This is a genomic window from Polaromonas sp. P5_D5 (assembly GCF_054049435.1).
Map to the genome: position 1 here is coordinate 398,749 of NZ_JBFUMJ010000003.1, position 18,794 is coordinate 417,542.

General features: G+C 63.0%; 17 protein-coding genes. 8 read left to right on the forward strand and 9 right to left on the reverse strand.

The genetic code is table 11. From position 1 onward, the window contains the following. Positions 1–100: 100 nt before the first annotated feature. The 3 genes from ACXJKE_RS14650 to ACXJKE_RS14660 are packed head-to-tail and all read right to left on the reverse strand — an operon-like array spanning position 101 to position 4,137. Positions 101–1,729, reverse strand: a complete 1,629-nt coding sequence (locus ACXJKE_RS14650; RefSeq protein ID WP_457281330.1) for an alpha/beta hydrolase family protein — start codon at positions 1,727–1,729, stop codon at positions 101–103. A 54-nt stretch (positions 1,730–1,783) separates the two neighbouring features. Further along, the gene (locus ACXJKE_RS14655) at positions 1,784–2,782 is read right to left on the reverse strand and encodes an FHA domain-containing protein (RefSeq protein ID WP_457281331.1); all 999 of its coding nucleotides are present in this window, start codon (positions 2,780–2,782) and stop codon (positions 1,784–1,786) included. Continuing rightward, complete coding sequence (locus ACXJKE_RS14660) at positions 2,779–4,137, reverse strand: S1 family peptidase (RefSeq protein WP_457281332.1); 1,359 nt, start codon at positions 4,135–4,137, stop codon at positions 2,779–2,781. The genes ACXJKE_RS14655 and ACXJKE_RS14660 overlap by 4 nt, the downstream gene beginning before the upstream one ends. A gap of 116 nt (positions 4,138–4,253) precedes the next feature. Here ACXJKE_RS14660 and ACXJKE_RS14665 point away from each other — a divergent pair, with 116 nt between their 5' ends. Both ACXJKE_RS14665 and ddpX read left to right on the forward strand, forming a co-directional pair. Continuing rightward, the gene (locus ACXJKE_RS14665; RefSeq protein WP_457281652.1) at positions 4,254–5,753 is read left to right on the forward strand and encodes an AMP nucleosidase; all 1,500 of its coding nucleotides are present in this window, start codon (positions 4,254–4,256) and stop codon (positions 5,751–5,753) included. A gap of 85 nt (positions 5,754–5,838) precedes the next feature. Continuing rightward, complete coding sequence (ddpX, locus tag ACXJKE_RS14670; protein WP_457281333.1) at positions 5,839–6,435, forward strand: D-alanyl-D-alanine dipeptidase; 597 nt, start codon at positions 5,839–5,841, stop codon at positions 6,433–6,435. On the opposite strand, the gene ACXJKE_RS14675 is transcribed toward ddpX, so the two are convergent. Continuing rightward, on the reverse strand, positions 6,422–7,531 hold the full coding sequence (locus ACXJKE_RS14675) for a mechanosensitive ion channel family protein (RefSeq protein ID WP_457281334.1): 1,110 nt from the start codon (positions 7,529–7,531) through the stop codon (positions 6,422–6,424). The genes ddpX and ACXJKE_RS14675 overlap by 14 nt on opposite strands. A gap of 367 nt (positions 7,532–7,898) precedes the next feature. Here ACXJKE_RS14675 and ACXJKE_RS14680 point away from each other — a divergent pair, with 367 nt between their 5' ends. Continuing rightward, entirely contained in the window at positions 7,899–8,714 is an 816-nt protein-coding gene (locus ACXJKE_RS14680; RefSeq protein ID WP_457281335.1) for a siderophore-interacting protein, read from the forward strand. Between the two features lie 228 nt (positions 8,715–8,942). Here ACXJKE_RS14680 and ACXJKE_RS14685 read toward each other — a convergent pair whose 3' ends face one another. From ACXJKE_RS14685 to pcaH, 3 genes are all read right to left on the reverse strand, one after another. Beyond that, entirely contained in the window at positions 8,943–9,407 is a 465-nt protein-coding gene (locus ACXJKE_RS14685; protein WP_457281336.1) for a VOC family protein, read from the reverse strand. 142 nt (positions 9,408–9,549) lie between these two features. Next, positions 9,550–10,155, reverse strand: a complete 606-nt coding sequence (gene pcaG / locus ACXJKE_RS14690; RefSeq protein WP_457281337.1) for a protocatechuate 3,4-dioxygenase subunit alpha — start codon at positions 10,153–10,155, stop codon at positions 9,550–9,552. Positions 10,156–10,174: 19 nt separating this feature from the next. Further along, complete coding sequence (gene pcaH / locus ACXJKE_RS14695) at positions 10,175–10,888, reverse strand: protocatechuate 3,4-dioxygenase subunit beta (protein ID WP_457281338.1); 714 nt, start codon at positions 10,886–10,888, stop codon at positions 10,175–10,177. A 147-nt stretch (positions 10,889–11,035) separates the two neighbouring features. On the opposite strand from pcaH, the gene pcaQ reads away from it, so the two are divergent. Next, a complete protein-coding gene (gene pcaQ, locus ACXJKE_RS14700; RefSeq protein ID WP_457281339.1) occupies positions 11,036–11,992 on the forward strand; it encodes a pca operon transcription factor PcaQ in 957 nt (318 codons plus the stop codon). Here pcaQ and ACXJKE_RS14705 read toward each other — a convergent pair. After that, the gene (locus tag ACXJKE_RS14705) at positions 11,989–12,918 is read right to left on the reverse strand and encodes a class I SAM-dependent methyltransferase (protein ID WP_457281340.1); all 930 of its coding nucleotides are present in this window, start codon (positions 12,916–12,918) and stop codon (positions 11,989–11,991) included. The two genes, pcaQ and ACXJKE_RS14705, sit on opposite strands and share 4 nt — an antisense overlap. 126 nt (positions 12,919–13,044) lie before the next feature. On the opposite strand from ACXJKE_RS14705, the gene ACXJKE_RS14710 reads away from it, so the two are divergent. From ACXJKE_RS14710 to ACXJKE_RS14725, 4 genes are all read left to right on the forward strand, one after another. Beyond that, positions 13,045–13,503, forward strand: a complete 459-nt coding sequence (locus ACXJKE_RS14710) for a MarR family winged helix-turn-helix transcriptional regulator (protein ID WP_457281341.1) — start codon at positions 13,045–13,047, stop codon at positions 13,501–13,503. A 67-nt stretch (positions 13,504–13,570) separates the two neighbouring features. Further along, the gene (locus ACXJKE_RS14715) at positions 13,571–13,987 is read left to right on the forward strand and encodes an organic hydroperoxide resistance protein (protein ID WP_457281342.1); all 417 of its coding nucleotides are present in this window, start codon (positions 13,571–13,573) and stop codon (positions 13,985–13,987) included. A gap of 210 nt (positions 13,988–14,197) precedes the next feature. Then, positions 14,198–15,301 carry a DUF2855 family protein gene (locus tag ACXJKE_RS14720; RefSeq protein ID WP_457281343.1) on the forward strand — a complete coding sequence of 368 codons (1,104 nt, stop codon included), beginning with the start codon at positions 14,198–14,200 and terminating at the stop codon, positions 15,299–15,301. A gap of 144 nt (positions 15,302–15,445) precedes the next feature. Further along, positions 15,446–16,519 (forward strand): serine/threonine protein kinase, encoded by a 1,074-nt coding sequence (locus ACXJKE_RS14725; RefSeq protein ID WP_457281344.1) that lies wholly within the window; start codon positions 15,446–15,448, stop codon positions 16,517–16,519. Positions 16,520–16,684: 165 nt separating this feature from the next. Here ACXJKE_RS14725 and htpG read toward each other — a convergent pair whose 3' ends face one another. Further along, entirely contained in the window at positions 16,685–18,574 is a 1,890-nt protein-coding gene (htpG, locus tag ACXJKE_RS14730) for a molecular chaperone HtpG (RefSeq protein WP_457281345.1), read from the reverse strand. Between the last annotated feature and the right edge of the window lie 220 nt (positions 18,575–18,794).

Below are 18,794 nucleotides of genomic sequence, written 5' to 3' on the forward strand. Positions count from 1 at the left end.
ACGCAATGCCCGGCACGCACGTTGGCGGGCCGATGCAGCTGTGTTTCAAGGTCTTTGATGCACGACATCGCCACGAAAAAATGGCAAAACCGCCGAAACTTCAGTTAGCACGCGCCGCCACGCCGATCTCGCTCAAATACTCTTTGAGGGCGGTGCGCCATAAAGCAGGTTTGTGATAAATATGATGTCCGTCACCCTCGATCGGGGGCTGAAGCAGCAAGCGTCCCTTGCCCCCTGCCGCCTGAAACGCTTCGTAGGAAGCGCGTATGGTGTTGGCGGTATAGCGGCTGTCGTTTTCCGCGAAGACCCAGAGCGTGGGAACGCGCGTGGTTTTTCCGAACTCCGCGAACCCATCCACCATCATCCGGTTGAGGTGGCCGGGGCCGCTGCCGATTTTTCTTATATCGTTTCGCCCGCCTGAAAAATCGATGGCCCCGATGAGCCCCGTCGGGCTCTGGCTGGCGAGGTACATCGAGAGGTAGCCTCCGGCCGACTGGCCCGAGAGGATGAGCCGGCTGGCATCAAGCTCCGGGCGGGTCTTGAGCCAGACCAATGCGGGCAAGACGTCTTCGGACTGTACACGCGCCTTGTAAGTGGCGTCGCCGTCCTCATGGGAAAAGTTTTTCGGATAAGTGCCTTCAGACATGCCCACGCCACGGCGTGCGGGCATCAGCACGGCCACGCCCATTTGCAGAAACTCGCGCGCAACCACCATATCGCGGAACCGTTCCTTGTCGCGATTGAATACGATATCCCCGTGACTGAATACCGTAACCGGATAAGGGCCCCCGCCAAAACGACGGACCTCGGGTAACAGCAAAGTGGCTTCCAGCCGGTTGGTGCCGAAGGTGCCGGGCACCTGGTAAGTGATGACTTCCTCTCGCCAGGCAATGGGCGGGCTGGCATAGCCGATAACAGGGGCCGGTTCCTGCCCCTCAAGCCAGCCGGCGACGGCCTTGGCCACAATGGCCTCCTGCCCCTGCAGCACGTGCTGGCTACCACGCCCGCAATCATCCTTGCCGTCCTGCTGCTCGTAACCTACCTGGACAAAAGTAAAACGGCTGCGCTGGGCCAGGATTTGCGCCTCCGGAAAAGGTGCACTGTCGCATTGAGCGCCAGGCGCGTGCAGCATCAGTACGGGCTTGCGCAAGGCGCTCCAGTCGCTGGTGCGGTTGTTCTTCAATACGCTGGAGGCCACGACGATCTTCCCGAATCCTTCCAGGTCGTCGGCGATGTCCAGCAGCGGAGCCACCAGGGAAAAGCCGGCCAGATGAACCTGCGCTCCGGGAAACGACTGCTGCGCCTGCTTGAGCGCCGCGGCAAGGTCTTGCCGCACCTCCCGGCGCGGCCTGGCGTTGAGGTTACGGCGTTCGGCATCGCTGGGCGGGTCCACGTACACCAGGGCCACACCCTGGGCCTGCAGCTGAACCGCCCCACGCACCCAGGGCCCGCCGAGGGTTAACGCGGCAGGGCCGTTGGCAACCTTGAGTTGGGGTACACCGCCGGGTTGCGGGTAGACCAGCACGTGCCTGACCGGCTGGTTGCCCCCAACCGCATCGCCGTAAAGGGCAATGGCCAGCGTGACACTCTGTCCGGTTGGCGATACACGGGTGGACAAAGTCTGCACGGTCCAGTCCTGGGCCTTCGACTGCAAAGCGCCGCCCAGCAGCAGCACAGCCAATGCAAAACGAATGCAGGCGGAAAGCACCATCAGATGACGTGATTGCATTTCCCGGGCTCCACCTCGACTTTGAACTTGCATGAAACAGGCCGGAGGCTTTGCCTAGTCCGCGTCCGGATCTTCAGGCGTATCCGAATCCGGCTCGCGGTCTTTCAGGCGTTCGTCGAGGCGCTGGCGGATGGTGCCGGCCTCTCCGAGAAACTGCACCAGGGGCACAGCCGGCGCCATGCGCAGGGACGGCGGGTAGAGGGTGGACATGTAGAGCTTGTTGGACAGGCGCTTGTTCTGCAGCCAGTTGGTGCCCAGCATGGCCACAATGCCCAGCACGGTCACGCCGGCCACCAGCCCCGCCAGTCCACGGCGGCGCTGCGGGACGATGACCGACAGGTGCACATAGATGGCCGCAGCCGCCCCCAATAGCAGCAGCGGCGTTTCAAAGCGCGCCAGGCTTTCGAGCGAGAACATGAAAGCCAGCAGGCCGGCCAGCGTGGCCGCCAGCTGTATCGCCACGGAACTGGTGCAGGCAATGCGGACATGGCGCCAGAACTGCAGATGGCCGGTAAATAGCTTGGTGGCGAGAGCCCACAGGCCCGCCCACACGGTGATCGCCATGGCCACCATCGCCATGAGGCCGGGCAATTGCCGCGCCAGCTGGGAAGGCTCGGTCAGGGTCAGCCACGATTGCCCCACCACCAGGGTCAGCATGGCGGCCAATGCCAGCAAAGTCCAGCCGGTCGTGCGCCACGGAAAGTGCGGCAGCCGCTCTTCAGCGGCCACCGGCGCTTCCGCCAGGCGCAGCCCCAGCTTCAGCCGGCCCAGGGTCAGGGCCTCGCCGGCAGGCCAGCTGAACTGCGTGCCCTGGCCATGCAGCGTCCGGTTCAGCGCGACACCGTTGACCGTGTCCAGCACCTGCACCATCACTTCGCCTTCCGGCGTGCGGTCTATGCGCAGGTGTTCAGCGGCCACATGGCCGTCATCCAATACCAGGTCGGCGGTGAGTGCACGGCCCACGGTAACGGGCCAGTGCCGCACGTCAAGGCGGCCCACCAGTGCGCCATTGCGGTCGGTGGCCTGCAGCAGGGCGAGATTGCCGGCGCTCATGGTGCGGCCTCCCATTTAAAACCGCCCAGGTAATGCGCCACCAGCTTGAGGCCGTTGTCAAAACTTACGCCCTGCGCGTCCATGCGTCCCTGCACACCGCGTGTGGACTGGTTGACGGACATCGTCAGCACCGACACGTCATACAGGCCCGGCAGCTTGCGGTAGGCACTCATGCACACCACGGCGCGCATGGGCATGCCGCCCGTTTCGACGAAGCGTTCAGAGCACTCGGCCGCCGTGGCCTTGCGTGAACCCCGGGTGGAGAAGTACTCATTACCGAAGCTTTGCGAATACATGACGGCAAAACGCAGAGGGCCCAGCTTGGGCGCGTTGTAGGCTTCGTAGCGCAGGCGGATGTAGCCGGTGTTGAAATCGCCCGCGAACACGTGGCTGTCAATCTGGCAGTCGGTGCGCTCCAGGTCAAAGGCCTTGAAGTCGGGCTCGCGCCCGCGGCCCCAGCAGCGGGCCAGGGAATCTTCGGGCACGGGCACGCTGTAGCCACCGTGCTTTTGCGCCGTGAGCGGCACCGCGGTGAATTTTTGCGTCAGCAGTGCCTGGTGCTCGCCCAGCTGGCGCGCCACCTCGGCATGCGCCGGCTTGGTAATGGGCTTGGCCGAAGCGGCCTTTGCCAACAATGCCTGGGCGAATTCGGCAGGGATCAGAAAACTCAGCAGGTCGCCGTCCAGCCGCTTGGATACGTTGATACCGACCACCTGGCCGGCGTCGTCCAAAGCCGGGCCGCCGCTCATGCCGGGGTTGAGCGCGCCGCCGAAAAAGATACGCGGGTAAAAGCTGCGCTGCACGAGGCCGTTGTAGGTGCCTTCCGTGACCGCAAAACCGATGTCCAGCGGATTGCCCAGTGAATAAATGCGTTCGCCGCGCGCCAGGGGCCTGTCCGCCCCGCGAAAAGCCAGCTGCGGCATTCCCGTTGCCGGCGTCTTCACGCGCAGCAGCGCCAGGTCGTTGCGCACGTCAAAGGCGAGCAATTCAACCTCGGCTTCCTTGCCGTCCACCGGCACGTAGACGCCGCGGTAGCGCTCGGGCTCCAGCGCCAGCTGGCTGGCCACATGGAAGTTGGTAATGATGAGCCCGTTGGCCGAGACAAAAAAGCCCGAGCCCACACTGGCCTGGGTGTTGGAGTTACGCAGCAGGGTGCGGATCTGCACCAGTTTGTCGCGCGTGGTTTCATAGGCGCGCTGGGCGTCACGGGAGATCTGCGCCGGTGCGGCGGCAGCAGGCGCCTGCGGGGCACGGCCCGGTGCCGGGGCCTGCGCCTGGGCCACCTGCAGGCACAGGGTACCGAGCAAGACTGCCGCCAGCGTGCGCAGGTGCCCCGAAAGGTTGTGGTGTTTCATCAGGGCATTCTAGGGTGTGCCGCGGCACTTGCAGCACAATGATGTGCATGCCCTGCGGTGCTACGCTTTGCGAAAACCACCTGATGGACCTTCACCATAAAAACAAGGCTTTTTTCATGCCCTATCTGCCGCCTTTCATAGCCCCGACCCGCTACAGCGACCCGGCCGCCGCACTGGCACAGGTTCGCGCCATTTATGACCAGCAGATTGCCCACCTGCGCGATGCAATGCAGCGCTATGTGGCCGGCGAAACCCTGCCCGGCCATGTGCGCGCCTGCTACCCTTTCGTGCGCATCCATACCGACACCGTGGCCCGCGCCATCCTGGAGACGCCCGACATCTCGCAGCTGAGTTTTGGTTTTGTGGCCGGTCCCGGCCGCTTTGAAACCACACTGACCCGGCCGGACCTCTACGGCAACTATTACCTTGAACAGTTCCGCCTGCTGATGCAGAACCACGATGTGGAGCTGGAAATAGGCACCAGCACGCAGCCCATCCCCATCCATTTCTCATTTGCAGAGAACGACCATATTGAAGGCAGTATGGACGCAGCCCGCCGCATGCTGATGCGCGACGTGTTCGACCTGCCCGACCTGGCCGCCATGGACGACGGCATCGCGAATGGTACGTATGAACCCCTGCCCGGCGAACCGCAGCCGCTGTCGCTGTTCACCGCGGCGCGCGTCGACTATTCGCTGCAGCGCCTGCGCCACTACACCGGCACTTCGCCGCACTGGTTCCAGAACTTCGTGCTGTTCACCAACTACCAGTTCTACATCGACGAGTTCGTGCGCCTGGGCCATGAAGCCATGGCCGACCCGGACAGCGAGTACACCGCCTTCATCGAGCCCGGCAACGTGGTGACCCGGCGCGCCGGCCTGCCCGCCGAGGCCGGCGACGAGCTTGGCGTGCAGCCGCCCCGCCTGCCGCAAATGCCGGGCTACCACCTGCTGCGCGCCGACCGCACCGGCATCACCATGGTCAACATCGGCGTGGGCCCGGCGAACGCCAAGAACATCACCGACCACATCGCCGTGCTGCGCCCGCACGCATGGATCATGCTGGGCCACTGCGCCGGCCTGCGCAACAGCCAGCAGCTGGGCGACTATGTGCTGGCGCACGGCTATGTGCGCGAAGACCATGTGCTGGACGAAGAGCTGCCGCTGTGGGTGCCGATCCCGGCGCTGGCCGAAATCCAGGTCGCACTGGAAAAAGCCGTGGCCGACGTGACCCACGCCGTCGGCCCCGACCTCAAGCGCATCATGCGCACCGGCACCGTGGCCTCCACCGACAACCGCAACTGGGAGCTGCTGCCCGGCAACCAGCCGCAGCGCCGCTTCAGCCAGAGCCGCGCCGTGGCGCTGGACATGGAAAGCGCGACGATTGCCGCCAACGGCTTTCGCTTTCGCGTGCCCTACGGCACCCTGCTGTGCGTGAGCGACAAGCCGCTGCACGGCGAGATCAAGCTGCCCGGCATGGCCAACCATTTCTACCGCGAGCGCGTCGACCAGCACCTGCGCATCGGCATCCGTGCCATCGAGCTACTGCGCGCCGAAGGCATCACGCAGCTGCACAGCCGCAAGCTGCGCAGCTTTTCGGAAGTCGCGTTCCAGTAGGTCCGTCAGTTGCTATACTTTTGGTAGCTGCTTGCGCACGACCCTATTGGCCTGCAGCCTTATTTTTTATAAATATCACCCGCCCATGGAAAATCTTTCACCGCTCGTTCCTGTCACAGAAGCCAGTCATGGCGTGGTGATCGACCTGATCTACGCAAGCACCAACAACTTCACCGGCCAGGTGATTTATGACAGCCCGCTGTGCTTCTTGCATCCGCAGGCAGACGCCGGCCTGCGCAAAGCCATAGCGGCCGCAAAAGACATGGGCTTTCAGCTCAAGATTTTCGACGCCTTCAGGCCGCAGGAAGCGCAGGAGGCACTTTGGGCCGTGGCGCCCAACCCCGCCTACATCGCCGATCCGGCCAAGGGCTCCAACCACACACGGGGCGTGGCGCTTGATGTCACGCTGCTGGCGCACGACGGGCAGGAGCTGGACATGGGCACGCCGGTCGACACCATGACGCACGGGTCCCATCACTTTCACACGGCACACCCTGTGGCCGTCCAGGTCAACCGCATGCGGCTGCTCACGGTCATGCTGGAAGCAGGCTTTGTGCACCACCCCAACGAATGGTGGCACTACCAGTTGCCGGACGCCAAAGGCTTTCCGCTGATCGACAGCCATGCCTTCATGCGCTGCGTGGGCGAGGGCCAGCAGCCCGCCCGGCTCAGGGCCGCCTGAGCTCGCCGGCCGGGCCGGCCACCGGCAGTTCCGCCGGCTGCCGCGACTCGGCCGACTCCGTACGCACCAGCGGCAAATGCTGCGGGTATTCGCGCTGCATGAAATCCACCAACGCCTCGCGCACCTTGCAGCGCAAGTCCCAGTTCAGGCTGGAGTTGGCGGACGTCACCAGCACCCGCAGCTGCATGCTGCGCTCGCCTGATTCCACCACCTGCAGCAGGCACAGCCGCTTGTCCCACTCGGGCGCCTCCTCGCAGGCGCGCCGCGCCGCGTCGCGTAACGGGGCCAGGGGCATGCGGTAATCAACCCAGATGAACACGGTGCCGATGATCTGGGCGCCGGTGCGCGTCCAGTTCTGGAACGGGTTTTCAATGAACCACTGCAACGGAACGATCAGGCGCCGCTCGTCCCAGATTTTCAGCACCACATAAGTGCCGGTGATCTCCTCCACCCGGCCCCATTCGCCCTGCACGATCAGCACGTCGTCCAGGCGGATGGGCTGCGCCAGCGCCAGCTGCAGGCCGGCAATCAGGTTGCTGAACACGGGCCGGGCCGCGATACCGATCACCAGCCCCGCCACACCCGCCGAAGCCAGCAGGCTGGCCCCGAACTGGCGGGCGCCGGGAAAGGTCATCAGCATCAGGGCCAGCCCGGTCAGCAGTACGATGAACATGGCGGTGCGCGCCAGCATGCGGGTCTGCGTATGGATGCGGCGGGCATTGAGGTTGTCCTCCACGTCAACCGGGTGCAGGCCGATCACGCCCAGCGCAGCCCCGCGCGCCGCGCGCATGCCCGCCCAGGTCAGGGCGGCGAGCAGCAACAGGCCATTGGCATGGCGCACTCCGTTGATCAGCGGAAAGGTATCCGGCGCGCCGTGCCACACGGCCTGCAGGGCAATCAGGGGCAACAGCACCTGCACCGGAGAGCGGCATTGTTCGGCAACCCGGGCCATCACAGGCATGGAACGCGTCAGCCGCAGGACAACGACAGCACCTATGGTGTGCGCCACCAGCGCCAGAACGATGCTGATGCCGGCCGCCAGCAGCACGTGCAGCGAAGAGTCGTCCGCCCAGGAAAGAAGTTCTGCGAAGTTCATTCAGTGGCCCCCTCGTTCACCCTTCAGCTCTCCGACGGCCCTGCACGACTTTGGGTGGCGCGGGGAAAGCGGAGGTTCCGATGGTGGTCATACGCTGGAGATGAAGTGGCAAATGGAAACGGGGGACGGAAAACGGGGAATGGGGTAACGCCGGGGGCCGGAGGCCTTGGGGCATGGGTAACAGCTCACGCCCGAGCTTTTTACTTTGCCCGTCCTTACTCTACTGCAGCAGAGTTGCGCCTCAAGTAGGACGCGTGCCAGTCTTTCCCCTGCAAACCATCAGTCCATTGCAATCAGATGATAATTATTCTCAATTAGAGTTTTAACCTGTGGGCCGCAGCATGCGCCGCCCTCCCTGAAAGACACCATGTCCACAACACCCTCAGCAGTCGTCCCTTCTCCCGACGCCGCGCCGCGCAAGCGCCGGCCGCCGCGCCATGTGCAGGTCACCCGCGTGCAAACCTTGAGCCCGCTGATGCGCCGCATCACGCTGCAAGGCGCTGAGCTGGAAGGCTTTGAGGTGGCCGACCCGGCCTGCTACATGAAACTGATTTTTCCTGAGCCAGGTCAGACCGAGCCCGAGCGCCCACTGCCCGATGGGCCGCGGCCGAAGTCCATGCGCACTTACACGCCGCTGGCAGTGCGCAACGATGTGCACGAGGTCGATGTGGATTTTGTGCTGCACGGCGACGGCCCTGCCTCCACCTGGGCTGCGCAGGCTCAACCGGGCCAGGTGCTGTATTTGATGGGCCCCGGCCCTGGCTACAAAGTTCAGCTGGATGCGCCTGCGCATTTCCTGATCGGTGACGACAGTGCCTTGCCCGCGTTTGAAACCATTCTGGCCGCCCTACCCGCCACGGCGCAGGCGCGCGTGCTGGTCGAAGTGGTGGATGCGGCGGAAGAACGCGCGCTGCACAGTGCTGCCAAAGTAGAAGCGCACTGGACCGCACGCGGCAGTGACAACACGCAGGCTGGCCAGGCACTGGAAGCCGCGTTGCGCAAAGCCGGCGCGCCCGCACCCGGCACGCGCATTTACCTGGCCTGCGAGGCCGCGGCCATGCGCCGCATTCGCAAGTTGCTGATTGAAGAGCTGGGCATGGAGCGTGGACACATCGTGGGCCGCGGTTACTGGAAGCTGGGCACCGTCAATCACCCGGATCACGATTACGGGGAGGGTGACTGAGCCCCCACGGTCGCTCACTTCGTGTAGCTCCCTGCCCCCCAAGGGGGCCGCCCGCCTGCGGTCTGGCAAAGCCAGTCCCGCGGCTCATGCTGGGTTAAGAATTCAGGAGCGTAACAGGGGCGAAGTTATTTACCAGCGGGGGCCGAGGGTCCGGCTTCGCCGGCCCCAGGCGCCGCCCCCTTGAGGGGGGAACAGGCTACACGCAGTGAGCCTGGACGGGGGTGGATCTCATCCACGCGCATAACTCACCGTGAGCATCTCCCACTGGTGTCCTTCGGGCTCGTTCCAGTAGATGCCCTTGCCGCCAAGGTATGTGCTGACCTGCATGTCCATGGGGCCGCGAACCGAGCTACGGTATTGGATTCCTGCCGCCTGGATGCGCCCCAGGATCGCATCGAATTCCTGCTCGCTCACGCGAAAGCAGAAATGCTCGACGGGAAAGTCTTCGTCGGTGTCGATGAAGTCCAGCGTCAAGCCGTCGTTGATGTAGACGGCTGAAAAAGGCCCTATCGTGGTTTCAGCCCACCGCACGCCGAGCAGCTCTGCCAAAAACCTGGCCGAAGCCACCTTGTCTCGCGCCGATACGATGAAGTGGTCCAGATGAATGGTCATGGCAGGCCTCTTGATGGTGATGGCCTGTTTTATAGCGCGGGCGGGCCGCGCCTGTATACCGGCGTGCGTAACAACCTTCATGGCGGCATTGCCGCCATGGCCGCATGGCTGTAGCCTTACGGGCGGTTCTTATAAGAAAAGTGGGCGTAGGCCAATAGGGACGAGCGCAACAAGCTATCTTATTGATAGCAGACAAGGCCAGCCGCACAACCCCGGTCCACACTCACAGGTCGAAGAACACCGTCTCCTTGCCAGCCGCGCTGTCCTGCATGCGGATGTCAAATCGGTAAACCGGTCCGGCGCCCGTCAGGTCGCGTTGGGCAACCAGGGTGGCACGCCGTTCGGCCGGCACGCTGGCCAGCACCGCGTCTTTGCCGTTCACTTCCGCCTCATCATCAAAGTAGATACGCGTGAAGGTATGCACCAGCAGGCCGCGCATGGTGACGCAGACGTTGATGAACGGTGCTTGCCCCGCCACAGCGCCGGGCTTGACGGTGAAGAATTCGTAATGGCTTTGCGGCAGGGTGCCGGTGCCGCAGCGGCCAAAGCCGGTGAAGCCGCGTGCTTCGGCATCGGCCACCGACGAGATGGGCTGCCCGCTGCCGTCGGGCTGGGCAATCTCGACCATCGCGTCCATCACGGCATTGCCGGCGCCGTCAAACACCTGGCCGGTGATACGGATGTGCTCGCCCTTGGCATTCGGCTGGGCCAGCACGGGCGTGAACAGGCTTTTGAGGTCGTAGCCGTATTGCGTAGGTGTGAGGCCATAGGCAAAGAAGGGGCCGACGGTTTGCGAAGGGGTTTGTTTAAGTGGGCTTGTAGTCGTCATGGCGTTGTCTTCCTGCCGCTTATTCAAAACGCGTGGCTTTGGGGCCGCGCAGCACGATGTCGAACACATAACCGAGCGCGTAGTCGGGCTGGGTCACGTCGAGACTGAATTTCGAGACCATCAGCTCGCGCACGCTTTCGGGCGCGCCCATGTACATGGGGTCGTAGCCGAGCAGCGGGTCGCCGGGGAAATACATCTGCGTCACCAGGCGGCTGGCGAAGTAATCACCAAACAGCGAGAAGTGAATATGCTGCGGCCGCCAGGCGTTGGGGTGGTTGCCCCAGGGGTAGGCACCGGGCTTGATGGTCTTGAAGCTGTAGCGGCCTTCGTTGTCGGTCATGCAGCGGCCGGCACCCAGGAAGTTCGGATCCAGCGGCGCGTCGTGCTGGTCGACCTTGTGCACGTAGCGGCCGGCGGCATTGGCCTGCCAGACTTCCACCAGCGTATTGCGCACGGGCCGGCCGTCTTCGTCCAGCACGCGGCCGGTGACGATGATGCGTTCGCCCAGCGGGTCGCCGTTCATGACGGCATTCTTCGTCAGATCGTTGTCCAGCAGTCCCAGTTGGTCGGCGCCATAGACAGGTGCATTGAGTTGCGCCAGCGCCTGCGTGATGGGCACCAGCGGCTGCTTGGGGCCGCGCAGCAAGGTGGATTTGTAGCCGGGGTAGATATGGGGCGAATGGCTGGTCCAGTCGCGCGGGGCCAGAAAACTGTTGTTCAGGTCGGGTTTCATCGATGTCTCCAGAGGTCGAAAGAGGTGGGCGCCTTTTTAGCAGGCGCTTTTCGGGCTTTTCGTGCTGAGCTGACTTTAATCGGCCAAAACAGTTATGTATATTGACATTTTCTCGACTTATCCATAACCAAATGGTCAAATTGGAGCATGGTTGATGAACGCATCAAATACCGGCACCTGCAGTGCTTTCTGGCGGTGGCGCAGCATGGCAGCCTGCAAAAGGCGGCCGACGTACTCGCCATCACGCAGCCCGCCGTATCCAAAACCCTGAAAGAACTTGAGGGCCTGCTGGCGGTGCGATTGTTTGAGCGCGGGCGCAAGGGCGCCGTGCCCACGCGCGAGGGCGAAGCCTTTTTGCGGCATGCCGGCGCCAGCGTGAGCGCGCTGCGCGAAGCTGTCGCCAGCGTTGCGCAGACGCGGCGGCAGGGCAGCGCGGTGATTGCCATCGGTGTGCTGCCGACGGTGGCACCGTGGCTGATGCCCTTGCTGCTGGCGCGGCAAGAGGCCCAGTCCGGGCCGGATGCGCACACCAGCCTGCGCATCCAGACCGGCGCCAACCCAGAACTGCTGGCCAGCCTGCGCCAGCGCGCGCTGGATTTGGTGATTGGGCGTTTTGCCGAACCGGCCCATATGCTGGGCCTGACGTTTGAGCACCTGTATGCCGACCCACTGGTACTGGCGGTACGCCCCGACCACCCGCTGCTGGCGCAAGCAGGGCGCAAGGCCGATCCGCTGGTCGGCTTGCAGGCCTTCACCACGATCCTGCCCACGCAGGGCACGGCCATACGCCATACCGCCGACGGATTTTTCCTCACACGCGGCCTGCCGCCCCCCGTGCGCCTGGTCGAAACGCTGTCGGTGTCCATCGCACGCGGCTACACGCAGCAAAGCGATGCAGTCTGGCTTTCGCCGCTGGGGGCTGTGCGGCCGGACCTGGAGAGCGGCACGCTGGTGCGCCTGCCCGTCAGCATGGCCGGCACCGAAGAGCTGGTGGGGTTGACGCTGCGCGCCGACATGGCGCCCACCGAGGCTCAGCACCAGCTGATCACCACCATCCGGGTGCTGGCGGCAGAGCGCCGCAGCGAAGCGCCGGCCCTGCTCTAGGCTGGCTCGGCCTGCACCGCAAAGCGGGCGGTCAGTTCACCCAGGCCCAACTCTTCAAGCACCTCACGCAAACGCGCTTGGGCGGCACGGGTTTTACCGGCCTGCGGCTGCGCAGGCCGGCTGGCAAGAATGAGTTCGTTCTTCATCGAATGCTCCCAGCCCACGAGCTCGGTCACGGTGACCTGGTAGCCGTTGGCTTCGAGCTGCAGGCAGCGCAGCACATTGGTGATCTGGCTGCCGAATTCACGCGTGTGCAGCGGGTGCCGCCAGAGTTCGGCCAGCGGCGTGCGGGACAGTGACAGGGCACGGCTTTTCTTCAGCACACCGGCCACTTCGGCCTGGCAGCACGGCACCAGCACCATGTGGCGGGCATTTTTGGCCAGCCCGAATGCAATGGCGTCATCGGTGGCGGTGTCGCAGGCATGCAGGGCGGTGACGATGTCCACGGTGGGCGGGAGTTCAGCCGAAGTGGTGGCCTCCTGCACCGACAGATTCAGGAACGACATGCGCGCAAAACCCAGCCGCTGGGCCAGCACGCGTGACTTTTCAACCAGCTCGGCACGCGTTTCGATGCCATACACATGGCCTGCGGTTTTTTCGCCGCGGTGCGCGACATTAAAGAACAGGTCGTACAGGATGAAGCCCAGGTAGGACTTGCCGGCGCCGTGGTCGGCCAGGCTGAAGGCGGCCTTCTCCGCAGCCACCTCATTGAGCAAGGGCTCGATGAACTGGTACAGGTGATAGACCTGCTTGAGCTTGCGCCGCGTGTCCTGGTTGAGCTTGCCTTCGCGCGTGAGGATGTGCAGTTCCTTGAGCAGCTCAATCGACTGGCCAGGGCGAAGTTCTTCGATGACTTGCGGAATGGGCGCGGGCTTTCCACTGCCTTTAAGAGGTTTTGCGGCGCGCGCGGTACTGGGGGGTTGCATGGCCTCAAGTTTAGTGGCGCGCCCTCGTTACAGGCTGCCCCGGTACAAAGCCCTTGAAAAGCGCCCATGGAACATCCGGAAACAATTAACTTGCACACAATTTAATTGCTCGCTATAATTCAAATCATGCCCAACAAAACCGACACCGCCAATGCCACTGACGCCATGCTGCAGCTGGACAACCAGCTGTGTTTTGCGCTGTATTCCACCTCTTTGGCCATGACCAAGCTGTACAAACCCATGCTCGAAGAGATGGGCCTCACCTATCCGCAATACCTCGCGATGCTGGTGTTGTGGGAGCAAGACGGCCTGACAGTCTCGGAACTTGGTGAACGGCTTTACCTGGACTCGGGCACTCTGACCCCGCTGCTCAAGCGCATGGAATCCGCCGGGCTGCTTTCACGCATCCGTGCAGTCGAAGACGAGCGCCGTGTTCACATCACGCTGACGGCGGCTGGCCGCAAGCTCAAGGCCAAAGCCGCCAGGATTCCGGGCTGCATCCTGAGCGCCACCCAATGCTCCATTCCCGAGCTGGTGTCACTGACGCAGCAAGTGCAGTCGTTTCGCAACCGCCTCACCGCCTGATTTCTTTCACCATTTCACTGAATTTTTAACCCGCCCCGATCCGGGGTATTTTCCAAAGGAAGCCACCATGACCACACTCGAAAAAGTTCTCTACACCGCCCACGCCCACACCACCGGCGGCCGTGACGGCAAGTCCAAGACCGACGACGGCCGCCTGGACGTCACGCTGAGCTCGCCCGGCACCGCCGGCACCGGCACCAACCCCGAGCAGTTGTTTGCTGCCGGCTACGCAGCCTGCTTCATCGGCGCGATGAAGGCTGTCGGCGGCATGAAGAAAATCGACGTGCCTGCAGACGTTTCCATCGACTCCAGCGTTGACCTCGGCAAGATCCCGAACGGCTACGGCATCGCCGTGCGCCTGGACATCACCCTGCCCGGCATGGACCGCGCCGCTGCACAAGCGCTGGTGGATGCAGCCCACCAGGTTTGCCCTTACTCCAACGCGACCCGCGGCAACATTGATGTTGTGATCACCCTGAAGTAATAGAGCCCCGGCTCATGCTGGATTGAAGAGTTCAGTGACGTAACCCAGCGGGGTATTCACCAGTGGGGGCCGAGGGTCCGGCTTCGCCGGCCCCAGGCGCCGCCCCCTCGAGGGGGGAACAAGCTACACGCAGTGAGCTTGGACGGGGGTGTGTCACTAATGCGGCCCGCCGGTGTTGAACCGGCGGGCCGTTTCATTTACGGTGTGCGCATGAACACCGCAGCTTCAACCACCTTCCAGGTCCGAAAGGACGCCCTTGCCGAAACCCGCTGGCATACCGATGCGCCTCTGCCGCTCACGCCCGGCCAGGTGCGGCTCGGCATCGAATCATTTGCGCTGACCTCCAACAACATCACCTATGCGGCCTTTGGCGACGCTATGAATTACTGGCAGTTTTTCCCGACCGGGGAAGAGGGCTGGGGCAGCATCCCCGTCTGGGGTTTTGCCGTGGTGGCGGAGTCGCAATGCAAAGGCGTGGCTGTGGGGGAAAAGTTTTACGGCTACTACCCCATGGCGAGCGAGCTGGTGCTGCAGCCGGCGCGCGTGACGCCCGCCGGTTTCTTCGATGGCGCCGCGCACCGGCGGGCCCTGCCGGTGGCCTACAACCAGTACATGCGCTGCGGCGCAGACCCGTTTTACGACGCGGCCACCGAAGATGTGCAGTCGCTGCTGCGCCCGCTGTTCATCACCTCCTTCCTGATTGACGACTTCCTGGCGGACAACGACTTCTTTGGTGCCAATGCCATGCTGCTGTCCAGCGCCTCCAGCAAAACGGCGTATGGCACGGCCTTTCAGCTGGCCAAGCGGCCGGGTATTGAGGTGATAGCGCTGACTTCGCCAGGCAACGTCGCTTTTTGTGAAAGCCTGGGGTGCTACAGCCGTGTGGTGACCTATGACCAGCTCGACGCGATTGGCGCCGACACGGCTTGCGTTTACGTCGACTTCGCGGGCAGCGCCAGCCTGCGCCAGCGCATTCACAGCCGCTTTGGCCAGCTTCGCTACAACTGCTCGATAGGCGGCACGCACGTGGACGACCTGGCCGCCAAAGGCAGCGCCAAGGAGTTGCCCGGCCCCCGGCCCACGCTGTTCTTTGCACCTTCACAGGTCAAGAAACGCATCACCGACTGGGGTGAAGAAGGCTTTGGAAAGCAGCTGGTGCGCGCCTGGCGGGATTTCACGCGGCAAGTGACGGGCGCCAAAACGCCTTGGCTCATCGCCCAGCGGCATGCCGGGCAAGTTGCGGTGCAAGCCGCTTACCAGGAAGTGCTGGCCGGCAAGGGAGACCCGCGCACCGGCCATATCCTGCAGCCCTGAATCATCCTGCCTCACCGGCAGTTGCTATGATTTTTATAGCTTCTCGCGCAGTTTGGTATTGCGCTGCAGGCCTTTTTCATCCGAGAAACAGGCGTTTACAAGCCCTTGCTGGCAGCGCACCATCATCTGCGCCGACAATCAGGCATGACAGAAAAACACAAGGCTGAGGCGCACGCAACGCTGCACGCATACGAGACATTGACACCCGACGTGGTGCTCGATGCGCTGGCCAGCGTCGGTTTGCTGGGCGACGGCCGCCTGATGGCACTTTCAAGCTACGAGAACCGGGTTTACCAGATTCACCTGGAGAGCCCCGTGGGTGACGCCGACCTGGCGGGCGATGTCGTGGTGGCCAAGTTTTACCGGCCGGACCGCTGGACCGACGAACAGATTGCCGAAGAACACGCCTTTGCCGCCGAGCTGATGGCCGCCGAGATACCGGTGGTGGGCGCGCTGGTGCTGGAAGGCCGCACCGTGCACCACTTCAAGGGCTTCAGTTTCAGCGTTTCGCCCAGCCGCGGCGGGCGGCGGCCCGAGCTGGACAACCTGGAAGTGCTGGAGTGGATAGGCCGTTTCCTGGCCCGCATCCACACCGTCGGCAGCGCCAAGCCCTTTGCGCACCGGCCGGCCCTGAACCTGCAAACCTTTGGTTATGCCTCGCGCGACATCCTGCTGGCGGGCAGCGACCATGGTGCCAAAGGTTCCCACGGCTACATCCCGCTGGACATGGAGTCGCGCTGGCGCAAGGCCTTTGAAGAAGCCATGCTGGTGGCGCAAACAATATTTGAAAGCGTGGGCGACGTGAAAAACCTGCGCCTGCACGGTGACTGCCACCCCGGCAACATCTTGTGGACGCCCGAGGGCCTGCCGCTGGCCGGCCCGCATTTTGTCGACCTGGACGATGCGCGTACGGGGCCGGCGGTGCAGGATTTGTGGATGCTGGTGTCAGGCGACCGCGCGCAGTGCACCCGCCAGTTGGGTGCGCTGGTGGACGGGTATGAGGAGTTTCGCGAATTCGACCGGCGTGAGCTTGCGCTGATCGAGCCGCTGCGCACGCTGCGCCTGGTGCACTACAGCGCCTGGCTGGCGCAGCGCTGGCATGACCCGATCTTCCCGATCAACTTCCCCTGGTTCGGCTCCAGCGACTACTGGAAGAGCCAGGTCGACATGCTGGAAGAGCAAACCGAGGCCATGCAGGATCCGCCGCTGGTGTGCTGAGGGACTGCTGGCTCTCTCCAGGCAGTCAGCCATGTCCATGCTGTCGCTATGAATTTAATAGCTGCTCGCGCACACCCTTAAAGGGCCAGAGGCCGAATTGACTCACAAAAAGGCCTCTCTCCGCCTTTCTGGAGGCCCTGTATTCGCTCAGCCGGCGCGCGGTGCCTACACCAGCAACGCGTTCACCCGGCGCACGTATGCCGCCGGGTCTTCAGGCATGCCGCCTTCGGCCAGCAAGGCCTGGTCAAACAGGATGTGGGCCAGGTCGTCAAAATGCGCACCGTCCACGCCAGCCTCGAGCTTTTTGACCAGCGGGTGCTGGGCATTGACTTCCAGGATGGGCTTGGACTCGGGCACGGCCTGGCCGGCCTGCTTGAGCATGCGGGCCAGCTGGGTCGACATGTCGCCGTCCTGCACCACAAGGCAGGCAGGTGAGTCGACGAGGCGCGAGGTGGCGCGCACATCCTTGGCTTTGTCTTTCAATGCTTCTTTCAGCTTGTCGAGGATGGGCTTGAACTGTGTCTGCGCCTCTTCGGCGGCCTTCTTCTCGTCTTCGTCCTGCAGCTTGCCCAGGTCTACCGCCCCCTTGGCGACCGACTGCAGCGGCGTGCCGTCAAAGTCGTGCAGGTAATTGAGCGCCCACTCGTCCACGCGGTCGGCCATCAACAGCACTTCGATGCCTTTCTTGCGGAAAATTTCGAGCTGGGGGCTGTTCTTTGCCGCGGCCAGTGTGTCGGCGGTGATGTAGTAGATCGCGTCCTGGCCTTCCTTCATGCGGGCTTTGTAGTCGGCAAAGCCCACGCTGACGGTATCCGTCGTTGAGCTGGCAAAGCGCAGCAGCCTGGCCAGTCGCTCGCGGTTGGCAAAGTCTTCGCCCAGGCCTTCCTTGAGCACGGCGCCGAACTCGCCATAAAAAGCCTTGAACTTGTCGGCGTCATTGGCGGCCAGGTCTTCAATCATCGACAACACGCGCTTGGTGCAGCCTTCGCGGATTGCCTTGACGGCGCGGCTTTCCTGCAGCAATTCGCGCGAGACATTGAGCGGCAGGTCGGACGAGTCCACCACGCCCTTGACGAAGCGCAGGTAGGTCGGCATCAGCGCCTGGGCGTCGTCCATGATGAAGACGCGCTTGACGTAGAGCTTGACGCCCGCGGCCTTGTCGCGGTTGAACATGTCCATGGGCGCCTTGGCCGGGATGAACAGCAGCTGCGTGTATTCGGTGGCGCCTTCCACGCGGTTGTGCGTGGTGGCCAGCGGCGCTTCGCTGTCGTAGCTGATCTGCTTGTAGAACTCGTCGTACTGGTCTTGCGTGATGTCTTTTTTGGCGCGCGTCCACAGCGCCGCGGCCTGGTTGACGGTTTCCCATTCGCCGGTCACCACCATCTCGCCGGGCTGGTCGTTTTCGCCTTCCTTCCATGCTTCTTTCTGCATCAGGATGGGCAGCGAAATGTGGTCGGAGTATTTGTTGATGATGCCTTTGAGTTTCCAGGCGTTCAGGTAGTCGAGCGACTCTTCTTTCAGGTGCAGGATGATGCTGCTTCCGCGCTCGGCGCGTTCGAGCTCGCTGACTTCAAACTCGCCAGTGCCGTCGCTGCTCCAACGCACACCCTGGTTTGCCGGAAGGCCGGCGCGGCGGCTTTCCACTGCGATGCGGTCGGCCACGATAAAGCCCGAATAAAACCCGACGCCGAACTGGCCGATCAGCTGCGCGTCATTCTTCTGGTCGCCCGAGAGTTTGGCCATGAAGTCGCGCGTGCCGCTCTTGGCAATCGTGCCGAGGTTGTCGATGGCTTCCTGCCGCGACAGGCCGATGCCGTTGTCGGTGATGGTCAACGTACCGGCCGCCTTGTCAAAGCTCACTTTCACCTTGAGCTCGGGATCACTTTCATACAGCGACGCATCGTTCAACGCTTCGAAGCGCAGCTTGTCGCAGGCATCCGACGCGTTGGAAACCAGCTCGCGCAAGAAGATGTCCGGGTTCGAGTACAGGGAGTGCGTGACCAGCTTGAGCAGCTGCGCGACTTCGGCTTGAAAAGACAGGGTTTGTTTCTGCATGGTTTGAGGCATGGTTGTTTCAGGTTTGTTACTTATTCACTGGATCCGGAAAGAAAAAGCCGTTTCAGACGGGAGTATTTACGCTTGTTACTTGTAAGTCTTTTGACTCTATTTATGAATAAATCCAATAATTTCAACGGTTTGACGTGACAAATTCCCCACTAGAGTGCGCTGTTACAGATACAAATCACCCGATTTCAGAAATATCTAGTTACAGTCC